This is a genomic window from Nonlabens tegetincola (assembly GCF_002954355.1).
Lineage (GTDB): Bacteria > Bacteroidota > Bacteroidia > Flavobacteriales > Flavobacteriaceae > Nonlabens > Nonlabens tegetincola.
In genome coordinates this window covers 119,716-135,431 of sequence record NZ_MQVV01000017.1, presented here as the reverse complement: position 1 = coordinate 135,431, position 15,716 = coordinate 119,716, and the positions used below count along the sequence as shown (strand labels likewise).

Annotated in this window: 15 protein-coding genes, 1 other RNA gene and 1 pseudogene; 9 read left to right on the top strand and 8 right to left on the bottom strand. The window is 35.3% G+C overall.

Going from position 1 to position 15,716, the window contains the following annotated elements:
* Positions 1-44 precede the first annotated feature (44 nt).
* The 3 genes from pfkA (at position 45) to BST93_RS12180 (ending at position 3,061) form a co-directional block, all read left to right on the top strand.
* The gene (gene pfkA / locus BST93_RS12190) at positions 45-1,031 is read left to right on the top strand and encodes a 6-phosphofructokinase (protein WP_105019381.1); all 987 of its coding nucleotides are present in this window, start codon (positions 45-47) and stop codon (positions 1,029-1,031) included.
* Between the two features lie 80 nt (positions 1,032-1,111).
* Positions 1,112-2,116, top strand: coding sequence for a type I glyceraldehyde-3-phosphate dehydrogenase (gene gap / locus BST93_RS12185; RefSeq protein ID WP_105019380.1), 1,005 nt, complete (start codon positions 1,112-1,114; stop codon positions 2,114-2,116).
* Positions 2,117-2,188: 72 nt separating this feature from the next.
* The gene (locus BST93_RS12180; RefSeq protein ID WP_105019379.1) at positions 2,189-3,061 is read left to right on the top strand and encodes a BadF/BadG/BcrA/BcrD ATPase family protein; all 873 of its coding nucleotides are present in this window, start codon (positions 2,189-2,191) and stop codon (positions 3,059-3,061) included.
* Between the two features lie 45 nt (positions 3,062-3,106).
* On the opposite strand, the gene BST93_RS12175 is transcribed toward BST93_RS12180, so the two are convergent.
* The 4 genes and pseudogenes from BST93_RS12175 to BST93_RS12160 form a co-directional block, all read right to left on the bottom strand.
* Positions 3,107-3,979 carry a DUF6252 family protein gene (locus tag BST93_RS12175; RefSeq protein ID WP_105019378.1) on the bottom strand — a complete coding sequence of 291 codons (873 nt, stop codon included), beginning with the start codon at positions 3,977-3,979 and terminating at the stop codon, positions 3,107-3,109.
* Between the two features lie 27 nt (positions 3,980-4,006).
* The gene (locus tag BST93_RS12170; protein WP_105019377.1) at positions 4,007-5,542 is read right to left on the bottom strand and encodes a hypothetical protein; all 1,536 of its coding nucleotides are present in this window, start codon (positions 5,540-5,542) and stop codon (positions 4,007-4,009) included.
* A 1-nt stretch (position 5,543) separates the two neighbouring features.
* The gene (locus BST93_RS12165; RefSeq protein WP_235783955.1) at positions 5,544-5,948 is read right to left on the bottom strand and encodes an acyl-CoA thioesterase; all 405 of its coding nucleotides are present in this window, start codon (positions 5,946-5,948) and stop codon (positions 5,544-5,546) included.
* A pseudogene (locus tag BST93_RS12160) lies at positions 5,948-6,636 on the bottom strand (glutaminyl-peptide cyclotransferase). The gene BST93_RS12165 and the pseudogene BST93_RS12160 overlap by 1 nt, the downstream one beginning before the upstream one ends.
* A gap of 443 nt (positions 6,637-7,079) precedes the next feature.
* On the opposite strand from BST93_RS12160, the gene ffs reads away from it, so the two are divergent.
* The 3 genes from ffs to BST93_RS12145 all read left to right on the top strand — a co-directional run bounded on the left by ffs (position 7,080) and on the right by BST93_RS12145 (position 8,504).
* Positions 7,080-7,179: signal recognition particle sRNA small type (gene ffs / locus BST93_RS12155), an RNA gene on the top strand.
* Between the two features lie 45 nt (positions 7,180-7,224).
* Positions 7,225-8,028: an SDR family oxidoreductase gene (locus BST93_RS12150; RefSeq protein WP_042277878.1), complete on the top strand. Its 804-nt coding sequence runs from the start codon at positions 7,225-7,227 to the stop codon at positions 8,026-8,028.
* Positions 8,028-8,504, top strand: a complete 477-nt coding sequence (locus BST93_RS12145; protein ID WP_060524408.1) for a hypothetical protein — start codon at positions 8,028-8,030, stop codon at positions 8,502-8,504. Before BST93_RS12150 ends, BST93_RS12145 begins: the two co-directional genes overlap by 1 nt.
* Here BST93_RS12145 and BST93_RS12140 read toward each other — a convergent pair whose 3' ends face one another.
* Entirely contained in the window at positions 8,505-9,383 is an 879-nt protein-coding gene (locus BST93_RS12140) for a sterol desaturase family protein (protein WP_105019376.1), read from the bottom strand. It lies immediately after the preceding gene.
* Positions 9,384-9,499: 116 nt separating this feature from the next.
* Between BST93_RS12140 and BST93_RS12135 the strand changes: the two genes are divergently transcribed.
* On the top strand, positions 9,500-11,167 hold the full coding sequence (locus BST93_RS12135) for an alpha-amylase family glycosyl hydrolase (RefSeq protein ID WP_105019614.1): 1,668 nt from the start codon (positions 9,500-9,502) through the stop codon (positions 11,165-11,167).
* A gap of 47 nt (positions 11,168-11,214) precedes the next feature.
* On the opposite strand, the gene BST93_RS14550 is transcribed toward BST93_RS12135, so the two are convergent.
* Positions 11,215-11,349 carry a hypothetical protein gene (locus BST93_RS14550; protein ID WP_258150540.1) on the bottom strand — a complete coding sequence of 45 codons (135 nt, stop codon included), beginning with the start codon at positions 11,347-11,349 and terminating at the stop codon, positions 11,215-11,217.
* 218 nt (positions 11,350-11,567) lie between these two features.
* On the opposite strand from BST93_RS14550, the gene BST93_RS12130 reads away from it, so the two are divergent.
* Together BST93_RS12130 and BST93_RS12125 are read left to right on the top strand one after the other, a co-directional pair.
* Positions 11,568-12,059 carry a pyridoxamine 5'-phosphate oxidase family protein gene (locus BST93_RS12130; protein ID WP_105019375.1) on the top strand — a complete coding sequence of 164 codons (492 nt, stop codon included), beginning with the start codon at positions 11,568-11,570 and terminating at the stop codon, positions 12,057-12,059.
* Positions 12,060-12,069: 10 nt separating this feature from the next.
* Positions 12,070-12,504 carry a hemerythrin domain-containing protein gene (locus BST93_RS12125; RefSeq protein ID WP_042277886.1) on the top strand — a complete coding sequence of 145 codons (435 nt, stop codon included), beginning with the start codon at positions 12,070-12,072 and terminating at the stop codon, positions 12,502-12,504.
* A 79-nt stretch (positions 12,505-12,583) separates the two neighbouring features.
* On the opposite strand, the gene BST93_RS12120 is transcribed toward BST93_RS12125, so the two are convergent.
* Positions 12,584-13,987 carry an exonuclease domain-containing protein gene (locus tag BST93_RS12120; protein WP_105019374.1) on the bottom strand — a complete coding sequence of 468 codons (1,404 nt, stop codon included), beginning with the start codon at positions 13,985-13,987 and terminating at the stop codon, positions 12,584-12,586.
* An 85-nt stretch (positions 13,988-14,072) separates the two neighbouring features.
* Positions 14,073-15,695, bottom strand: a complete 1,623-nt coding sequence (locus BST93_RS12115) for a protein adenylyltransferase SelO (protein ID WP_105019373.1) — start codon at positions 15,693-15,695, stop codon at positions 14,073-14,075.
* Positions 15,696-15,716 lie beyond the last annotated feature (21 nt).

Below are 15,716 nucleotides of genomic sequence, written 5' to 3'. Positions count from 1 at the left end.
TTAGGAAAAGTTAATAGATTAGCTTGGTTTTTATTAAAAACGTAATGAACAAAAGCTTTAAAAAAATAGGTGTAATGACCTCTGGAGGTGATTCTCCAGGAATGAATGCAGCAATAAGAGCGGTGGTTCGAACATGTGCCTACCATCAAGTAGAGTGTTTGGGTATATACCGTGGATATCAAGGACTTATTGAAGGTGATTTCAAGGAAATGACACCACGTAGTGTCAATAACATTATAAATAAAGGAGGAACGGTTCTTAAAAGTGCACGTTCACAAGAGTTTCGAACTGTAGAAGGTCGTAAGAAAGCTTATGAACAAGTTAAAGCATCGGGAATGGAAGCTCTTGTTGTCATAGGTGGTGATGGTTCATTTACTGGTGGAATGGTTTTTAACGAGGAGTTTGATTTTCCCGTAATGGGAATACCTGGAACTATTGATAATGATATATACGGTACTCAATTTACTTTAGGATATGATACCGCATTGAACACAGTAGTTGATGCTATTGATAAAATTAGAGATACAGCGAGTTCACATAACAGGTTGTTCTTTGTTGAGGTCATGGGTCGTGATGTGGGACATATTGCACTAAATGCTGGGATAGGAGCTGGAGCTGAAGAGATTCTTATTCCAGAAGAGGATATGGGAAAGGATAGGCTTGTAGAAAGTTTAAAACGCAGTCGTAAAAATGGAAAATCATCGAGTATAGTTGTAGTAGCCGAAGGAGATACGACAGGTGAGAATGTTTTTGACCTAAAAGATTATGTACTTCAAAATATGCCAGAATATGAGGTAAGAGTATCTGTACTTGGACACATGCAACGTGGTGGAACTCCATCGTGTTTTGACCGTGTTTTAGCTAGCCGTATGGGTGTAAAAGCTGTGGAGAGTTTACTGGAAGGTAAGACTAATTACATGGTAGGAATTCAAAATAATAAAATGGCCTTATGTCCACTAGATAAAGCCGTTAAAGGTAAAACAGAAATTGACACAGAATTACTTAGAGTAAGTGATATAGTGACAATATAAAATGCTTTTCAAGATGTTTATTATCTATGGAAAAGCGCTAACAAGTTAATATTTCAAAAACAACATTTAATTACAATAAAATGAGTAAAAAATTAAGATTAGGAATAAACGGTTTTGGTAGAATAGGTCGAATCGTTTTTAGAGCAACTCTAAAAAGAGAAAATGTAGAAGTAGTTGCTATCAATGACCTTGTTCCAGTAGAACAATTAGCTTATTTATTAGAATATGACTCAGTACATGGTCGTTATGGCGGTACTATCGAAATAAAGGATGGAAATTTAATCGTAGATGGTGTAGAGGTAAGAGTAACGAGTGAAAGAGATCCAAAAAATCTTGCATGGAACGATGTTAACGTTGATGTAGTGGCAGATTGTACAGGTATTTTTACCGACCTAGATACAGCACAAGCTCATATCGATGCTGGTGCAAAAAAAGTGGTAATATCTGCACCATCAAAGACTGCACCTATGTTTGTAATGGGTGTAAATGATGATAAACTTACTGCGGATCATCATATCGTTTCGAATGCTTCATGTACAACAAACTGTTTGGCACCTATGGCAAAAATCCTTGATGACAATTTTGGTATTGAAGAGGCGCTTATGACTACCGTTCATGCAACAACTGCAACACAAGCCACTGTTGACGGACCTAGCAAAAAGAACTATAGATTGGGTCGTAGTGCTATGAATAACATTATTCCAACTTCTACAGGAGCAGCAGTTGCTGTTACTAAAGTAATCCCAGAACTTAAAGGTAAACTTACTGGTATGGCATTTAGAGTACCTACTGTAGACGTTTCGGTTGTTGATTTAACAGTAAAACTAAGTAAGGAGACTAGTTTAGAGGAAATTAATTCCGCTTTCGCGAAAGCGGCACAAAACGAATACAAAGGGATAGTAGGTTATACCGATGAGGCTGTAGTTTCTCAGGATTTTGTAAGTGATGACCGCACTAGTATTTATGATTCTACTGCAGGAATCGAACTTAATTCAACATTTTTCAAGTTGGTGAGTTGGTACGACAACGAGTTTGGTTACTCAAACAAATTGGTAGACCTAGCTGAAAAGGTAAATTCATTATAATGATTAAAAGAAAACGGCTGCACAACTATTTGATTGCGGCCGTTTTTTGTTTTACCCTTAAAACTAACCCTTATGATACTTATCACCGATAGTGGTTCTACAAAATGTGATTGGATAGCTCTTGATAATGATGGAAATCAATTATTCAAGTCTAGGACAAAAGGTATGAATCCGGCTATTCTAACTCTGGAACAACTAGAAGATCGCATAAATGAATCAAGTGAGCTCATTGCTTCGAAAGAAAAGGTTGAAAAAATCTTTTTCTACGGTGCTGGTTGTGGTACCGAAAAACCTAGATTGGCGCTTCAAAATTTATTGGAGAATTATTTTCAACAAGCAAATGAGGTCGTTGTTAAAGAAGATACTGCAGCTGCCGTATATGCCGCAGTAGGAGACAGGCCAGGTATTGTTTGTATTTTGGGAACTGGATCTAATTGCTGTTTTAGCGATGGTACTCATATTGAACAACGCGTGGTTTCATTAGGCTATACCTTAATGGATGATGCAAGTGGTAACTGGTATGGTAAGCAGTTGCTCAAAGATTACAATTACGGTAAAATGCCAGGAGTATTAATGGAACGATTTGCGGCAGAATATAATACAGATCCGGATTACATTAAGTACAATTTGTATAAACTACCAAATCCTAATGCCTATCTAGCAAAGCACGCTGAGTTTATTTTTAAAAATCTAGAAGAACGATACATCAAAAAATTGTTGCGTAAAGGATTACGAAAGTTCTCACGTAACATGATTTTACAATTTCAAGAAGAATTAAAACAGTATAAAGTTCATTTTGTAGGAAGTATTGCTCATTTTGCTGAAAAGAGAATCAAGCAAGTTGCAAATGAGTTTGATTATGAAGTGGGTAACATTGTGCGCAGGCCAATTGAAGGTTTAGTGGATTATCACATTGACAAAATCAAACAACAACAAAATGTATAAAAAAACCGAGCTTCAAGCTCGGTTTTTTTATACTGTTAATTCTTATTAATTATAGTCGTAGATAAATGTTCCAGCGGTTATGACAATAACATTAGCAGGATTTCCATCTTCGGCTACTGTAAATTCAAATGTACCTTCAAATATGAGGTTAGAAGAACTAGTAATTACTAATTCACCACTCATTGGCACAGAGGTGTAATCAACTCCGTTAGTGTCGGTGTAACGACCAATATAAGTACCTCCTAAACCTTCTATATCATAAGTGCCAGGAGTAATATTCAATGGAAATTGAATGTTGATTTGTTCATTTAAGCTATTACTGAAAGCAATACTTAGTTGATTATTGATTTCAGCTGATGCAAAAACGTCGGCTACAAACTGATTACCGTCTAATAGAGCTTCACATTCATCAAAAGAGGTTGTGATGTTGTATGTAATGTTTTGAAAAACACCATTTGTAATTATTACATCAGGATCTACTCCTGCAATATCCGACATGACACCTTCAAATGTACCGTTTGCAATTTGATTTGTAGTATCATAGGAAGTGATTGTTACAGTACCACTCATTGGAACATAGAGGCTGTTAGGACCAGAAGAATAGAGTATAAGTGCACCAGTATTTGTGTTATTTGCGTCTACATTAAAGGAGCCAACAGCAGGATTAAATACTTGAATGGCTAGAGTAGGATTTCCCAAAGTACCTACGGTAAAACCATCTTCAGTTTCCTCAGCTTCGACTGTACTTGAATAGTCATTGAATTGACCATCAATTTCTGCGGTGAAAACGGCATTTAAGTTACCACCACCATTATTACCACCGTTAGGATTTAATCCTGGATCCAGTGGTTCTATATCTGTAGTACATGCTACAACAGAAAGAATTAAAATTAAAAAAGGTAAAGTTCTCTTTAACATATCGATTTTTTTAGTTGTTTTTAGTTGTTAATTATTAAGATCTTGACTTTCATAAGCACCAGCATCAGGATTGCTTCCTCGCGTAATGTTTAGAATATCAGTGTTACTAGCTGTAGTTGGATTGGCAATGCCATTAGCACCAGATGAATTGTCAATTCTCATCAAAAATCTGGCAGGGTTTTCAAATTCCGGATCGATGTTTAGAATGTTGTTCTCGTAAAGTAATGGGTTGTTAAAATCGTAATTAGGATTACCGTCTAAATCATTAAATACATCATTGATTCTTAACAAGCTATGGTTAAAATTAAAATTGAACAAACTATTTTCAGTATCAGCTAGGGCAATCTCAATATTCCTATCTCCATATACGATACAATTAGAAAACGTAGCTTCTATAAGATCTTCACTTAATTCAGAATTAGGAAAGCCGTTTGTTATTAATAATGTTGCATCTTGTCTAAAGCTATTACGCCAGTAATTTGAAATGGTACAATTATTAAAGTTGTAAGAACCACCTAGTCTTGCTATCACGGTACTTTGACCACTGTTATGAAAAATACTATTAGAGCAATCAACATCGGCAGTAGTTGCGATTAAAGCACTATTTGAACTGTTTAAAATCTGACTATTATTTATCTTTAAGGTAGCACCTGTAGAATTAGGATTAGAATTATCCATCAAAATCCCTACACTGGCATTTTTGATAGTAACATGATTGAATTCATGATTTAAGCTACCTTGAGTAAGCCAAATTGTTCCCCATTGACCAGGTAAGTCTGCAAATGATGGTTCAAGTCTATCACCTTCAATTATAATTTCGTTTTCTAGATCTTCTGTTGAGGAGAAATCTCCCAAAGCTTTTACGGTAGCTTCATTAGTGGCTATTATCCCACTATTAGCGTGAAAATGAAGTCTTGCCCCAGGTTGAATAGTCATGGTCCTATTATTAGGGATTGCTGCATAACCATATATTACATAAGGTTTTTCATTTGTAAAATTGAGTTGACTGTCATCTAGAACAAAACCTTGAATTCTAATTTCCTCACCATCCTGTGTAGTTCCTAGAGGTAATGTTCCTATTACTCCATCGGCATCACGTTCAGGAAATAAGAAGATAGCATCTTGTATAAGAGTTACTAATTCTACTTTTTGTTGCAACGCGCCACTATCAAATTCAATTTGATCTTCATAAACAAATTGAGTGTCGTTTGTAAAATCAGTAATATCTACAGTTGTTTCAATAAAAACAAACAAGGAATCCTTTGCTAGTAATTCGACATTTTCAAACACTTGACCAGGTATTCCATCAACGTTTAATCGGTATTTTGAATTAGTACCATCGGCTAGTGCAACTCTAGGAATTACTATGTTGTTTGAACTTCTATTGTAAACTTTGAGTGTTCTAGTGCTGCTTCCAATTGTAGAAAATACAGTATCTAGAAACACAGTATCTTGAGAAAATTCTAGATTTCCTGTACTAGGTTCAAACGAAAAATCATCCCTACACGAGGTTCCTGTGATCAATAAAATTAGAATTCCTAAGACGCCTAAAAAGTTCTTCATACTATTTCACTTCAAATAAATCTCTAATTTCTTGAGAGATTTTAATAATTTTTCCATCAGGATTTACAGCGCACCAATCTGTTTTTGAGCTTGCTAGTAATTGATTACTATCTGCATTGTAAATATTTACCAAACGTTCATATCTCACATTTGTTGCTCGTCCTACCTGAGTCTTAATAATAATTCGGTCACCGATAACCGCTTGACTTTTATAGTTAATGGTATGCTTTACTAAAAACCATAATACCTCTTTTTGTTGTTTTTGGTTGGACTTTGAAAACCAATGCTCCAGTGCGATATCATTAACCCATTGCACATAGATTACATTATTTACATGCCCATTTTGATCTATATGTTCGTCCGTTACAAAAAGCTCTTTGGAGTAGATAGGAAGTTCCTCTTTCACTATTGTAATTCAATTTCAAAAAGAGTGTTCCATCTTTTTCCTGTTACATAGAACTTACCAGTTTCATTACGGTAAGCGATTCCATTAAGTACGTTATTGTCTTTATCCCAATTAGGTATCTCATTGCGTAAATCCTTAACATTTATAAATGATTCTACAGCGCCATTTTCTGGATTTACAACCATGATTAAATCATTTTGATACACATTGCAATAAATTTTACCATTTACAAATTCCAATTCATTGATCTTATCAATGCGTCGATCATTACTAGTAACTTCAATGTACCCTAACTCTTCATAAGTGTTTGGATCTATCCTCCAAATTTTGGCACTACCATCACTTTTCAGTAAATGTTTGCCATCGTTAGTAAGACCCAGCCTTCTTTACTCTCGTTGTATCTAAATTCATCTAACTTGTTCAAGTTAAGATCATAAACATATCCTTTGTTACTGCGCCAGGTAAGTTGATAAATTTTATTGTTTAAAATGGTCATACCTTCTGCAAATTCATTGGCAGGTAATTCGATTTTTTTAATTACCTCACCGGTAGTTGGATTGGTGATTCTTAAATCACTCTCACGATATTGTCCGGTACTTTCATATAAACTATCTCCATAAAACTCTAGACCTTGTGTATAAGCTTCAGTCAAATGTGGAAACCTATTAGTCACTACAGTTTTAATCATATTAGGCTGTTTGTTGGAATACTGAGTAACCTGTGTTGTGGCAGCCGTTATTTTCCCGTCTTTATAAATACGAGCTTTATAGGTAATGTTACCTAAAGGTTCGTTAGCCAGCTTTCGCGAAAGCGTACTACCCGAAACCTCTTTTAAAAGTTGAGCATTGCGGTACCATTTTATACTGTCCATACCTATACCAGCGTCATCGATAAGGCTAATTTTTATTTCATCATTCTGTGTATATACCGATTTTGGGTTGGAAATTTCTAAACTGTAGTTTGAAGAGAATTTTTCCAGTTCAGTCTTACATCCTGATAATGAGAGTGCTATTGTCGCAATTATAGCGATCGATTTTAATTTCATAGTACAACTTAAAATTCAGTCGAAATATACTCATAAAAATACAGTTAATCCTTTGTGACAGCCATACAAGATTATATATTTGCACCGGGCAAGTCCTACACAACCAGCTCCTGCTGAACTCCTCCAGGGCGGGAACGCAGCAAAGGTAAGCGGTCGTAGCGGTGTGATGTAGGTAGCTTGCCTTTTTTTGTACACTTCATTGAAATTTAACTACCTGATATTAAGACTAATATGAATAAAGTGGTTCTTGTTACTGGCGCTTCATCTGGTATTGGTAAATCCATAGCTACACATCTTTCATCACTAGATTATAAGGTGTATGGTACAAGTAGAAATCCTAATAAGTATTCTAATTTACCTTTTGAATTAGTCGCACTTGATGTTCATGATTTAGAATCAGCGCACAACTGTGTTGCGTCTATTTTACAAAAAGAAACTACCATTGACGTCTTAATTAATAATGCAGGTGTAGGTATTACAGGACCAATTGAGGAAACTCCGATTGATGAGGTAAAACATGCTATGGAAACTAATTTTTATGGTCCTCTTAGGGTGTTAAAAGCGGTTTTACCAATAATGCGTAAACAAAAAAGGGGACAAGTGATAAATATAACCAGTATCGCTGGATACATGGGATTACCTTATCGAGGGATTTACAGTGCTTCAAAAGGAGCGCTAGAAATAGCGACTGAAGCATATCGTATGGAGTGTGCTCACCTCAATATTCATTTTAGTAACCTAGCACCTGGAGATTTTGCAACAAATATCGCAGCAGGTAGGTACCACGCACCCGTTGTTGCTGGTAGTGATTATGAAAAAGGTTATTCACACACCTTAAAGCTCATAGATGAACATGTGGATGACGGTAATGATCCAATGGAGGTTGCATATACAGTCGAAAAAATATTAAAAGCAAAGAATCCCGGAATTCATTATAAAGTAGGTAGCTTTTTACAAAAGTTCTCCATCGTTCTCAAAAAAATACTACCTGAAAAAATGTATGAGAACATGCTTAAAAAACACTATGGTTTGTAATGCATAATTTTAAAACAAGTTGGCTTTTTCCACCTGTTACAAGAATTTTAAGTGGATTATTTATCATAATCGGTTTGGTAGGGATTACTTCAAATGTTGTTGTTGGAATTTGTATCACACTTGTTGGTTTTGCTATATTACTTTCACGTAAAGGCGTTTTATTAGACAAGAATCAAAATAGATTAAAATCATACACTCAAGTATTATTTATCAAATTTGGAACATGGGAAACATTAAGCCCATACACGGATATATCGGTACTTTCCTTTACAGAAAAAACGACCTTGACAAGTAGATCAATGGTTACTAGCAGTTCCAAAAAACAAGTTTTTAGAATTTGCTTACTCACTGAAAATCATTATCAAAGATTATTGCTATTACAACTTGAAGATGAACAAGCAGCCCAATACGAGGCTGAAAAACTAGCAGATCTTTTTGGCTTTAAAAAACGAATATTTAGTCCAGGAAGAATCTAATTAGGATTGATTTTTATCAAATCCTTTTATGGTTTGTTTAATAAAGTCATCAGGATAATTCTCATCACCTTCAAATCCCAATTCTAAATAAGGATCATTGTAGGGTTGATGAGCAGTTTTAAATAAATAATCCCATATACTTAAGGATAGACCAAAATTAACACCATAAGGATGTTCTTTAGGAAGCTTTTTTGCATGATGCCATAAATGCATCTTGGGATTGTTAAAAACATATTTTAATGGTCCATAATCCCAGTTTAAGTTAGCATGATTTAAATGACCAATTAAAATCGCAATCATGTGTACCACAAAAAACTCTTGTATTCCAAATCCTATCATTGCCAGTGGTATATACTGCAAGCTCTTATATATTATAGTTTCCATAAAATGGAATCTAAATTGAGCGGCAAAACCCATTTCCTTAACACTATGATGCACCTTATGAAAACGCCACAAAGCAGGCACTCTGTGAAGCAACCTATGAATATTCCATTGGATAAAGTCTGCTATTATAAACATCGTTAGCAACTGTGCCCATACTGGCCAAGATTGTATTTCAATAGCTACTAGATTGGTAATGCCTATACCTCGCAATCCATCATTAAACAGGGTCACAAAAACATCACTGACTGCGTTATAGCCTATAAGTGAAAACAAAAAGAAATTAAATAGTAAGTAAAAAAGATCCAACCAAAAGTCCTTGCGAACTACCGACTGCTTTTTTCTCCATGGAATAATTATTTCCAAGACATAAACAACCATGGATAGTAATAACAATCCATAAAAATAGCTACCCCATTCAGGATGTGTAACCTCATGAATTATATAATTAAAATAGCCTTTAAAACTACTTATAAAAACGTCTACATATTTATTCATAAATCGATTACAAAGATATTGTCCTTAGATTACAAACTACAACGTTGTATTATTTATAAATCTGATAACATCATAAAAAACAATTGTGAATGTATTTTAGTACTCAAATTTATTTCATGAAACATATCTATTTACTTTTCTTTTTGCTACTTGCATTGGTTATAACATCATGTAATTCAAAAGATAATGCGGATGTTGCCGTTCCAGAAAAGGTGTTTGATTGGTCAAGCGCACATGTTTATTTTTTACTTACAGATAGATTCAAAAACGGTGATACCACTAATGACACTATTATAAATAGAGACCTAGAGACAGGAAAACTTAGAGATTTTAGAGGTGGTGATTTTGCAGGGATTATACAAAAGCTAGATGAAGGTTACTTCTCTGATTTAGGAGTAAATGCAATATGGCTTACACCTATTTGGGAGCAAATTCATGGCAGCGTTGATGAAGGAACAGGAAATACTTATGCTTTTCATGGATATTGGGCAAAGGATTGGACAGCTATTGAACCCAGCTATGGAACTTACGAGGAATTTAAAACCATAGTTCAAAAAGCTCACGATCAGGATATAAGAGTTTTACTAGATGTGGTTATTAACCACACAGGTCCTGTAACCGAGTTAGATCCCGTTTGGCCATCAGATTGGGTGCGAACTACACCTACCTGTACCTATCAAGATCAAGCGACAGCTGTTGACTGTACACTAACTAACAATTTACCAGATATTTTAACGAATAGTAGTAAAGAAGTCGAGTTACCAGAAATCTTAATCCAGAAATGGAAAAAAGAAGGTAGATACGAACAAGAAATACAGGAAATCGATGCCTTCTTTGAGGAAACCGGTTTACCACGTACACCTTCTAATTATCTTATTAAATGGGTTACTGATTATGCACGTGAAACAGGTGTAGATGGATTTAGAGTAGATACAGTTAAACATGTTGAAGAAGATGTATGGCAAACCTTTATTGATCAATCTAAAAAAGCATTTGAAAAATGGAAGTCCAACCATCCTGATTTAATGATTCATGACGATGAGTTTTTCGTTTTAGGTGAGTTGTATGGTTGGGAAGTAGCAGGTGGTAGACCTTTTCCATTCAGTGACGAGAATCAAGTAGATTATTTCGATTATGGTTATGACGGCATGATCAATTTTGGTTTCAAAAGACATGCACAGGCTAGTTATGAAGAATTATTTAGTAAGTATGATAGCTTTCGCGAAAGCTTACTAAACGAAGATCCAAATGATAAAGCTTACTTCATGAACTACATAAGCAGTCATGATGATGGGCAACCATTTGATCCTAGAAGAGAAAAAAGGTATGAAGCAGCTACAAAGCTACTACTAGCTCCAGGAATGGCACAAACCTACTACGGTGATGAAACTGCAAGACAATTGATAGTTGACGGAGCTTTGGGTGATGCTAATCTACGTTCTATGATGAATTGGAATGCTATCGACAACAATTTGTTGTCGCATTATCAAAAGTTAGGAACATTTAGATCTAATCATCCTGCTGTAGGAGCCGGAAAACATTTTAAACTAGAACACGATGGCCAAGGCGTGTTGTTCGCCCGTTTTTACAATAAAAATGGAGTCGTTGACGACGTACTAGTAGGAACTGGTTTAACTAACGGTCCAACTACTATCGAAGTTAAAAAAGTATTCCCTAATGCAACTGAGATTAGAGATGCTTATTCCGATAAAATACTTTCTGTAGAAGATGGAATGGTGTCCATACAAGTGGTTAACAACACAATCCTATTAGAGTCCTTTTAAGTATTACTATACTTTAGAATAAAAAAAACGGCTGGGAAACCAGCCGTTTAAAGTTTACTTTGATACCTTGTATCAAATAGCTCTTGAGGTTCAACTTTGGGTTTTTCCTTAGTTGAATTGTCATCAGTCATTACCTTTCTTTTGTAATCACTATAACCATTGGTTAGATAGTACTCTTTCATTGTTTGCTTTTTTTTTCAAATTTAATATGCAAGCACAGTTTTTTGTCTTAACGAATTGTTATTTAATGATTACTAAATGAAGGAGTTAAACTTAAAATCTTCTTAATAAAATTAAGTTCTGAAAACTTGTAACAATCAGTCTTAAATTCTGTTAATTCATATTTCATTAATACGCTTGCCCTTTTAAGTTCAATAGATTTAAAAGAAAAACTAGCAACATGAATTTAACCCAACGAGAAGCAAGAGAAAAGTACCTAGAATTAACCAGAGAAATTCAAACTGGAATCCTTCAAACCGCACTTGATAAATTTCCTATTCACTCAATTCCCATGACCTTAAAAAGGGTAGAGGACGATGGAACCATTTTATTCTTTAGCAAAAAGGATAGTGAGCACAATCAGAATATTCAAATTGATGCAGAATCTCAAATTGTGTTTTCAGATCCTTCAAGCCACCAGTTCCTAATTGTATATGGAGAAACGATAATTTCTCATGACAGAGAATTGATTAAAGAGTTGTACTCAAATATTGATAATAATTGGTTTGAAAATGAAGAGGATACTTCCATTACTATTTTAAAATTTCAACCATTTGAAGGTCAGTATTGGGATACTAAAAGCAATGCACTCAGCAATATGATTAAGCTCGGTTTTACAGCCATAACCGGTACACCTACTGATATAGGAACAAAAGGAAAATTAACTCTATAACCAAAATACTATGAACATCTTTGAAGCCATAAGAGAAGACCATGAGAAACAACGTGATTATTGTAAGAAGTTACTAGACACCTCTGGTGATAGTGAATTTAGAAGAAACATTTGGGAAGAGCTTAAAAAAGAGCTCCAAATCCATGCCGACGCAGAGGAGAAGTACTTTTACGTTCCTTTATTTAAGGATGACCTTACACAAGATAAAGCCAGACACAGCGTCGCCGAACATCATGAAATTGATGAGTTAATAGAAAAATTGAATGACACAGACTTTGATAGTAGCGCATGGCTGGCACACATGAAAAACCTAGCCGATAAAGTAATACATCACCTTGATGAAGAAGAGCACGAGGTTTTTCAACTTGCTGGAAAATCACTTTCTGAAAATCAAAAGAAAAGCCTAGCGTCAGACTATAAGGACGCCATGCAAAGCAATAGGTAAATACAAAAACGTCACCATAAAGCTATGGTGACGTTTTACTTTTTGGTAAACTTGAAAATAACAGCTTTAAAAACATAGTTTAAACAGCAGTACTCCAATTATTTATCTCTAATCGTTTACCAGGCCTTTTTTCTATATAGGCTCTTAAAATTTGAGAGGTGTGATAATTAGGCTTTTTAGATTCAATATAGCTTTCTGCTTGTTCTACCGATTCTATAGATTCATGATTGGGTACAAACCCAAAACCTACATACTCACCATCCTTGACCATCACCAAACAAAATTCATCTTCGGTTCTACCTTGTTCTTGAATGAAATAAGTAGCATTGGTCTCTTGTAAAGCTTTAATCGCTTGATTAGCTCGTATGTTATATAGTTGAACAAGTTCCTCTTCTCTACATACTCCTTTACATGATTTTATTTTATAATGGCTGGTGCAATGTTCTTTAGTGTTAAAACTACAATACCTAGGACACAGATTATATTCCTCACACAATTGTTCCAGCTGTTCTACGGCGTGTGCTCGACTGTAATGAGTAACTAATCTAGAGTCGTAGGATTTCATAACTCCTACCGCAAACTGAATTACGCCTTTTTGATTTTTATAATGTAAAATCTGGTAGGAACGTCTTGGTTTTTTTTGTGCAGCATTATATTTTGGGTAGTAGTGAAGAATAAGTTCTGCCTCTTGCAACAGCGCAACCAATTCACTACCAGTTGGAATATGTTCAACGTGATGAATTTCTTGACACATATGATAGGACTTACTGCGTTTGTTATAAAAATGAGAGAGTACCCTTTTCTTTAAATTAATTGCTTTTCCTACATAAATGACCTTCTGTGCTTGATTTTTAAAAAGATAAACTCCAGGAATTTCTGGTAACTCATTAAATTGAGATCGGTCTAGGTGTGGTGGAAAAGTTCCCTCACGACTTTTGGGCTTAAGAGCCTTTAGCATTACTTCGCTTGCATCGGGTTTTGTAAGCAGTAATTTAAATAATTCTACCGTTGCATCAGTGTCACCTTCAGCGCGATGCCTGTTTACAAGATCGATACCTAATGAATTACACAAACGTCCTAAACTATAACTAGGAAACCCAGGAATAATTTTTCTAGACAATCTTACCGTACATAATTTTTTACGGGTAAATGGTAGTTCCAACCTTTTAAATTCATTGCGTAAAACGTTGTAATCAAAACTCACATTATGCGCTACAAAAACAGCATCCTTAGTAAAATCTAATATATCCTGAGCAATCTCCTCAAAAAGCGGAGCGCTACTAGTCATTTCATTATCAATGCCTGTGAGACTAGTAATAAAATCAGGAATAAGCATTTGGGGATCCACTAGACTGGTATATTTATCTAGTATTTCTTCACCTCGCAGGCGCACCATACATATCTCTGTGATGCGATTTCCGCCCAGTCCACTACCTGTAGTTTCTAGGTCTACTATAACAAAATCTTGCTCTTGTAAATTCATAATTGGAATAGTTCCAAAAATAGGAATAATTCCAATTATAACGATGTGGAAAATGAAAATTTAACACCTACAAGTTTTAAGTTGTTTAACTACTACAACTTAACATACTGCAGCCCACTTTAGTTTTTGCCCATTCAGGTCTTTTGGCATAGTATTTTTCAAATTCTGGTTGCTCGTCATATGGATGTTGCAATACCCGATAAATTTCGTTGAATATGGTATAATTTCCTTTTTCAGCTTGATCAATAATTTGCTGAGCTATGTAATTGCGCAGGACGTATTTAGGATTTGTTGTAATTAATTTTTCAGATCTCGCTTTCGCGAAAGCGAGATTAACAACATCCTCATCATTATTAGTAAACTGTTTGGATTCAAGAAATTTAGAATAATCTAGTTGAATTCGTGACTTATAAACCGATAACCAGTCCAACCATCTTAATCGATGAGGTTCACTTAATTGTTCAAAATCATAAAAAGCAATGGCAAGTTTATCTAGCATAATGGTAGTATCCATGTTTCTGTCCAAATGCTGCAATTCCCTGAAAAAGAACGTGTGATCTACCTCGTGAAGATGAAGGGTTTGTATGAGCTGTGTTACTAATTGTTGATCGTTACTATCTTTATGAAGAAAACCTAGCTTATTCCTCATCATATCAAGATGTTTTTCTTGATATTGAATTTTGTAATTGTCTAAAACTTGTTCTAGTCCAGATTGATCATCGATTATTTCATAGAGTGCATTTGCCAGCTGAAGCAAATTCCACAATCCAATTTCGGGTTGTGCACCATAACGGTATCTTTTGTGTTGTCGGTCAGTCGTATTTGGAGTCCAACCGTGGTCATAAGGTTCTAACCATCCATATGGTCCATAATCAATCGTAAGGCCCAGGATACTCATGTTATCTGTATTCATTACCCCATGAACAAATCCTACTCGTTGCCAGTGAATAATCATGTCCAGTGTGCGTTGAGAGACAATTTCAAAAAACTCTAGATATCCTTTCTTATCAAGTGCAGTGACCTGTGGAAAGTGATGCTCAATCGTATAATCCAGCAGTTTTCTTAAGTTTTCTTGATCTCCTTGTGCGGCAAATAATTCAAAATTACCAAACCTTATAAAACTAGGAGCTACTCGACAAACTATCGCACCTTGTTCATATTCTGGATTTCCATCATACATAACATCCCTTAATACTTGTTTACCAGTAGTAGCTATTGTGAGTGAACGTGTGGTTGGAACGCCAAGGTGATGCATTGCTTCTGCACACAGGTATTCTCTTATAGAGGACCTTAAAACTGCATATCCATCTCCATTTCTTGAATAGGGTGTAGGTCCTGCACCTTTAAGTTGAAAGGTTTGCAATCCAATATCCGTTTCTAGTTGAAAAAGATTGATAGCGCGACCATCACCCAATTGACCAGCCCAATTACCAAATTGATGACCAGCATAGGCCATTGCATAAGGCTTGCTATTTTCTATTATTTGTTTACTGCCAAATACAGCTTTAAATTCATTGCTAGCCACATAAATGGGATCCCAACCTAGCTCTTCGGTTAGCGATGATGTATGTCGTACCTCACTATCAATAAAGTGTTCTGGTTGTACAAAAGAGTACGCTACTTGACTTACTTGTCGTCGGTAATTTTCATCTACTGGATCTGCAGGTAAGGTAGATGTAAACGCATTAATAGGTTTCAATTGGGCCATGTGGTAAAAATAAGAATTAGG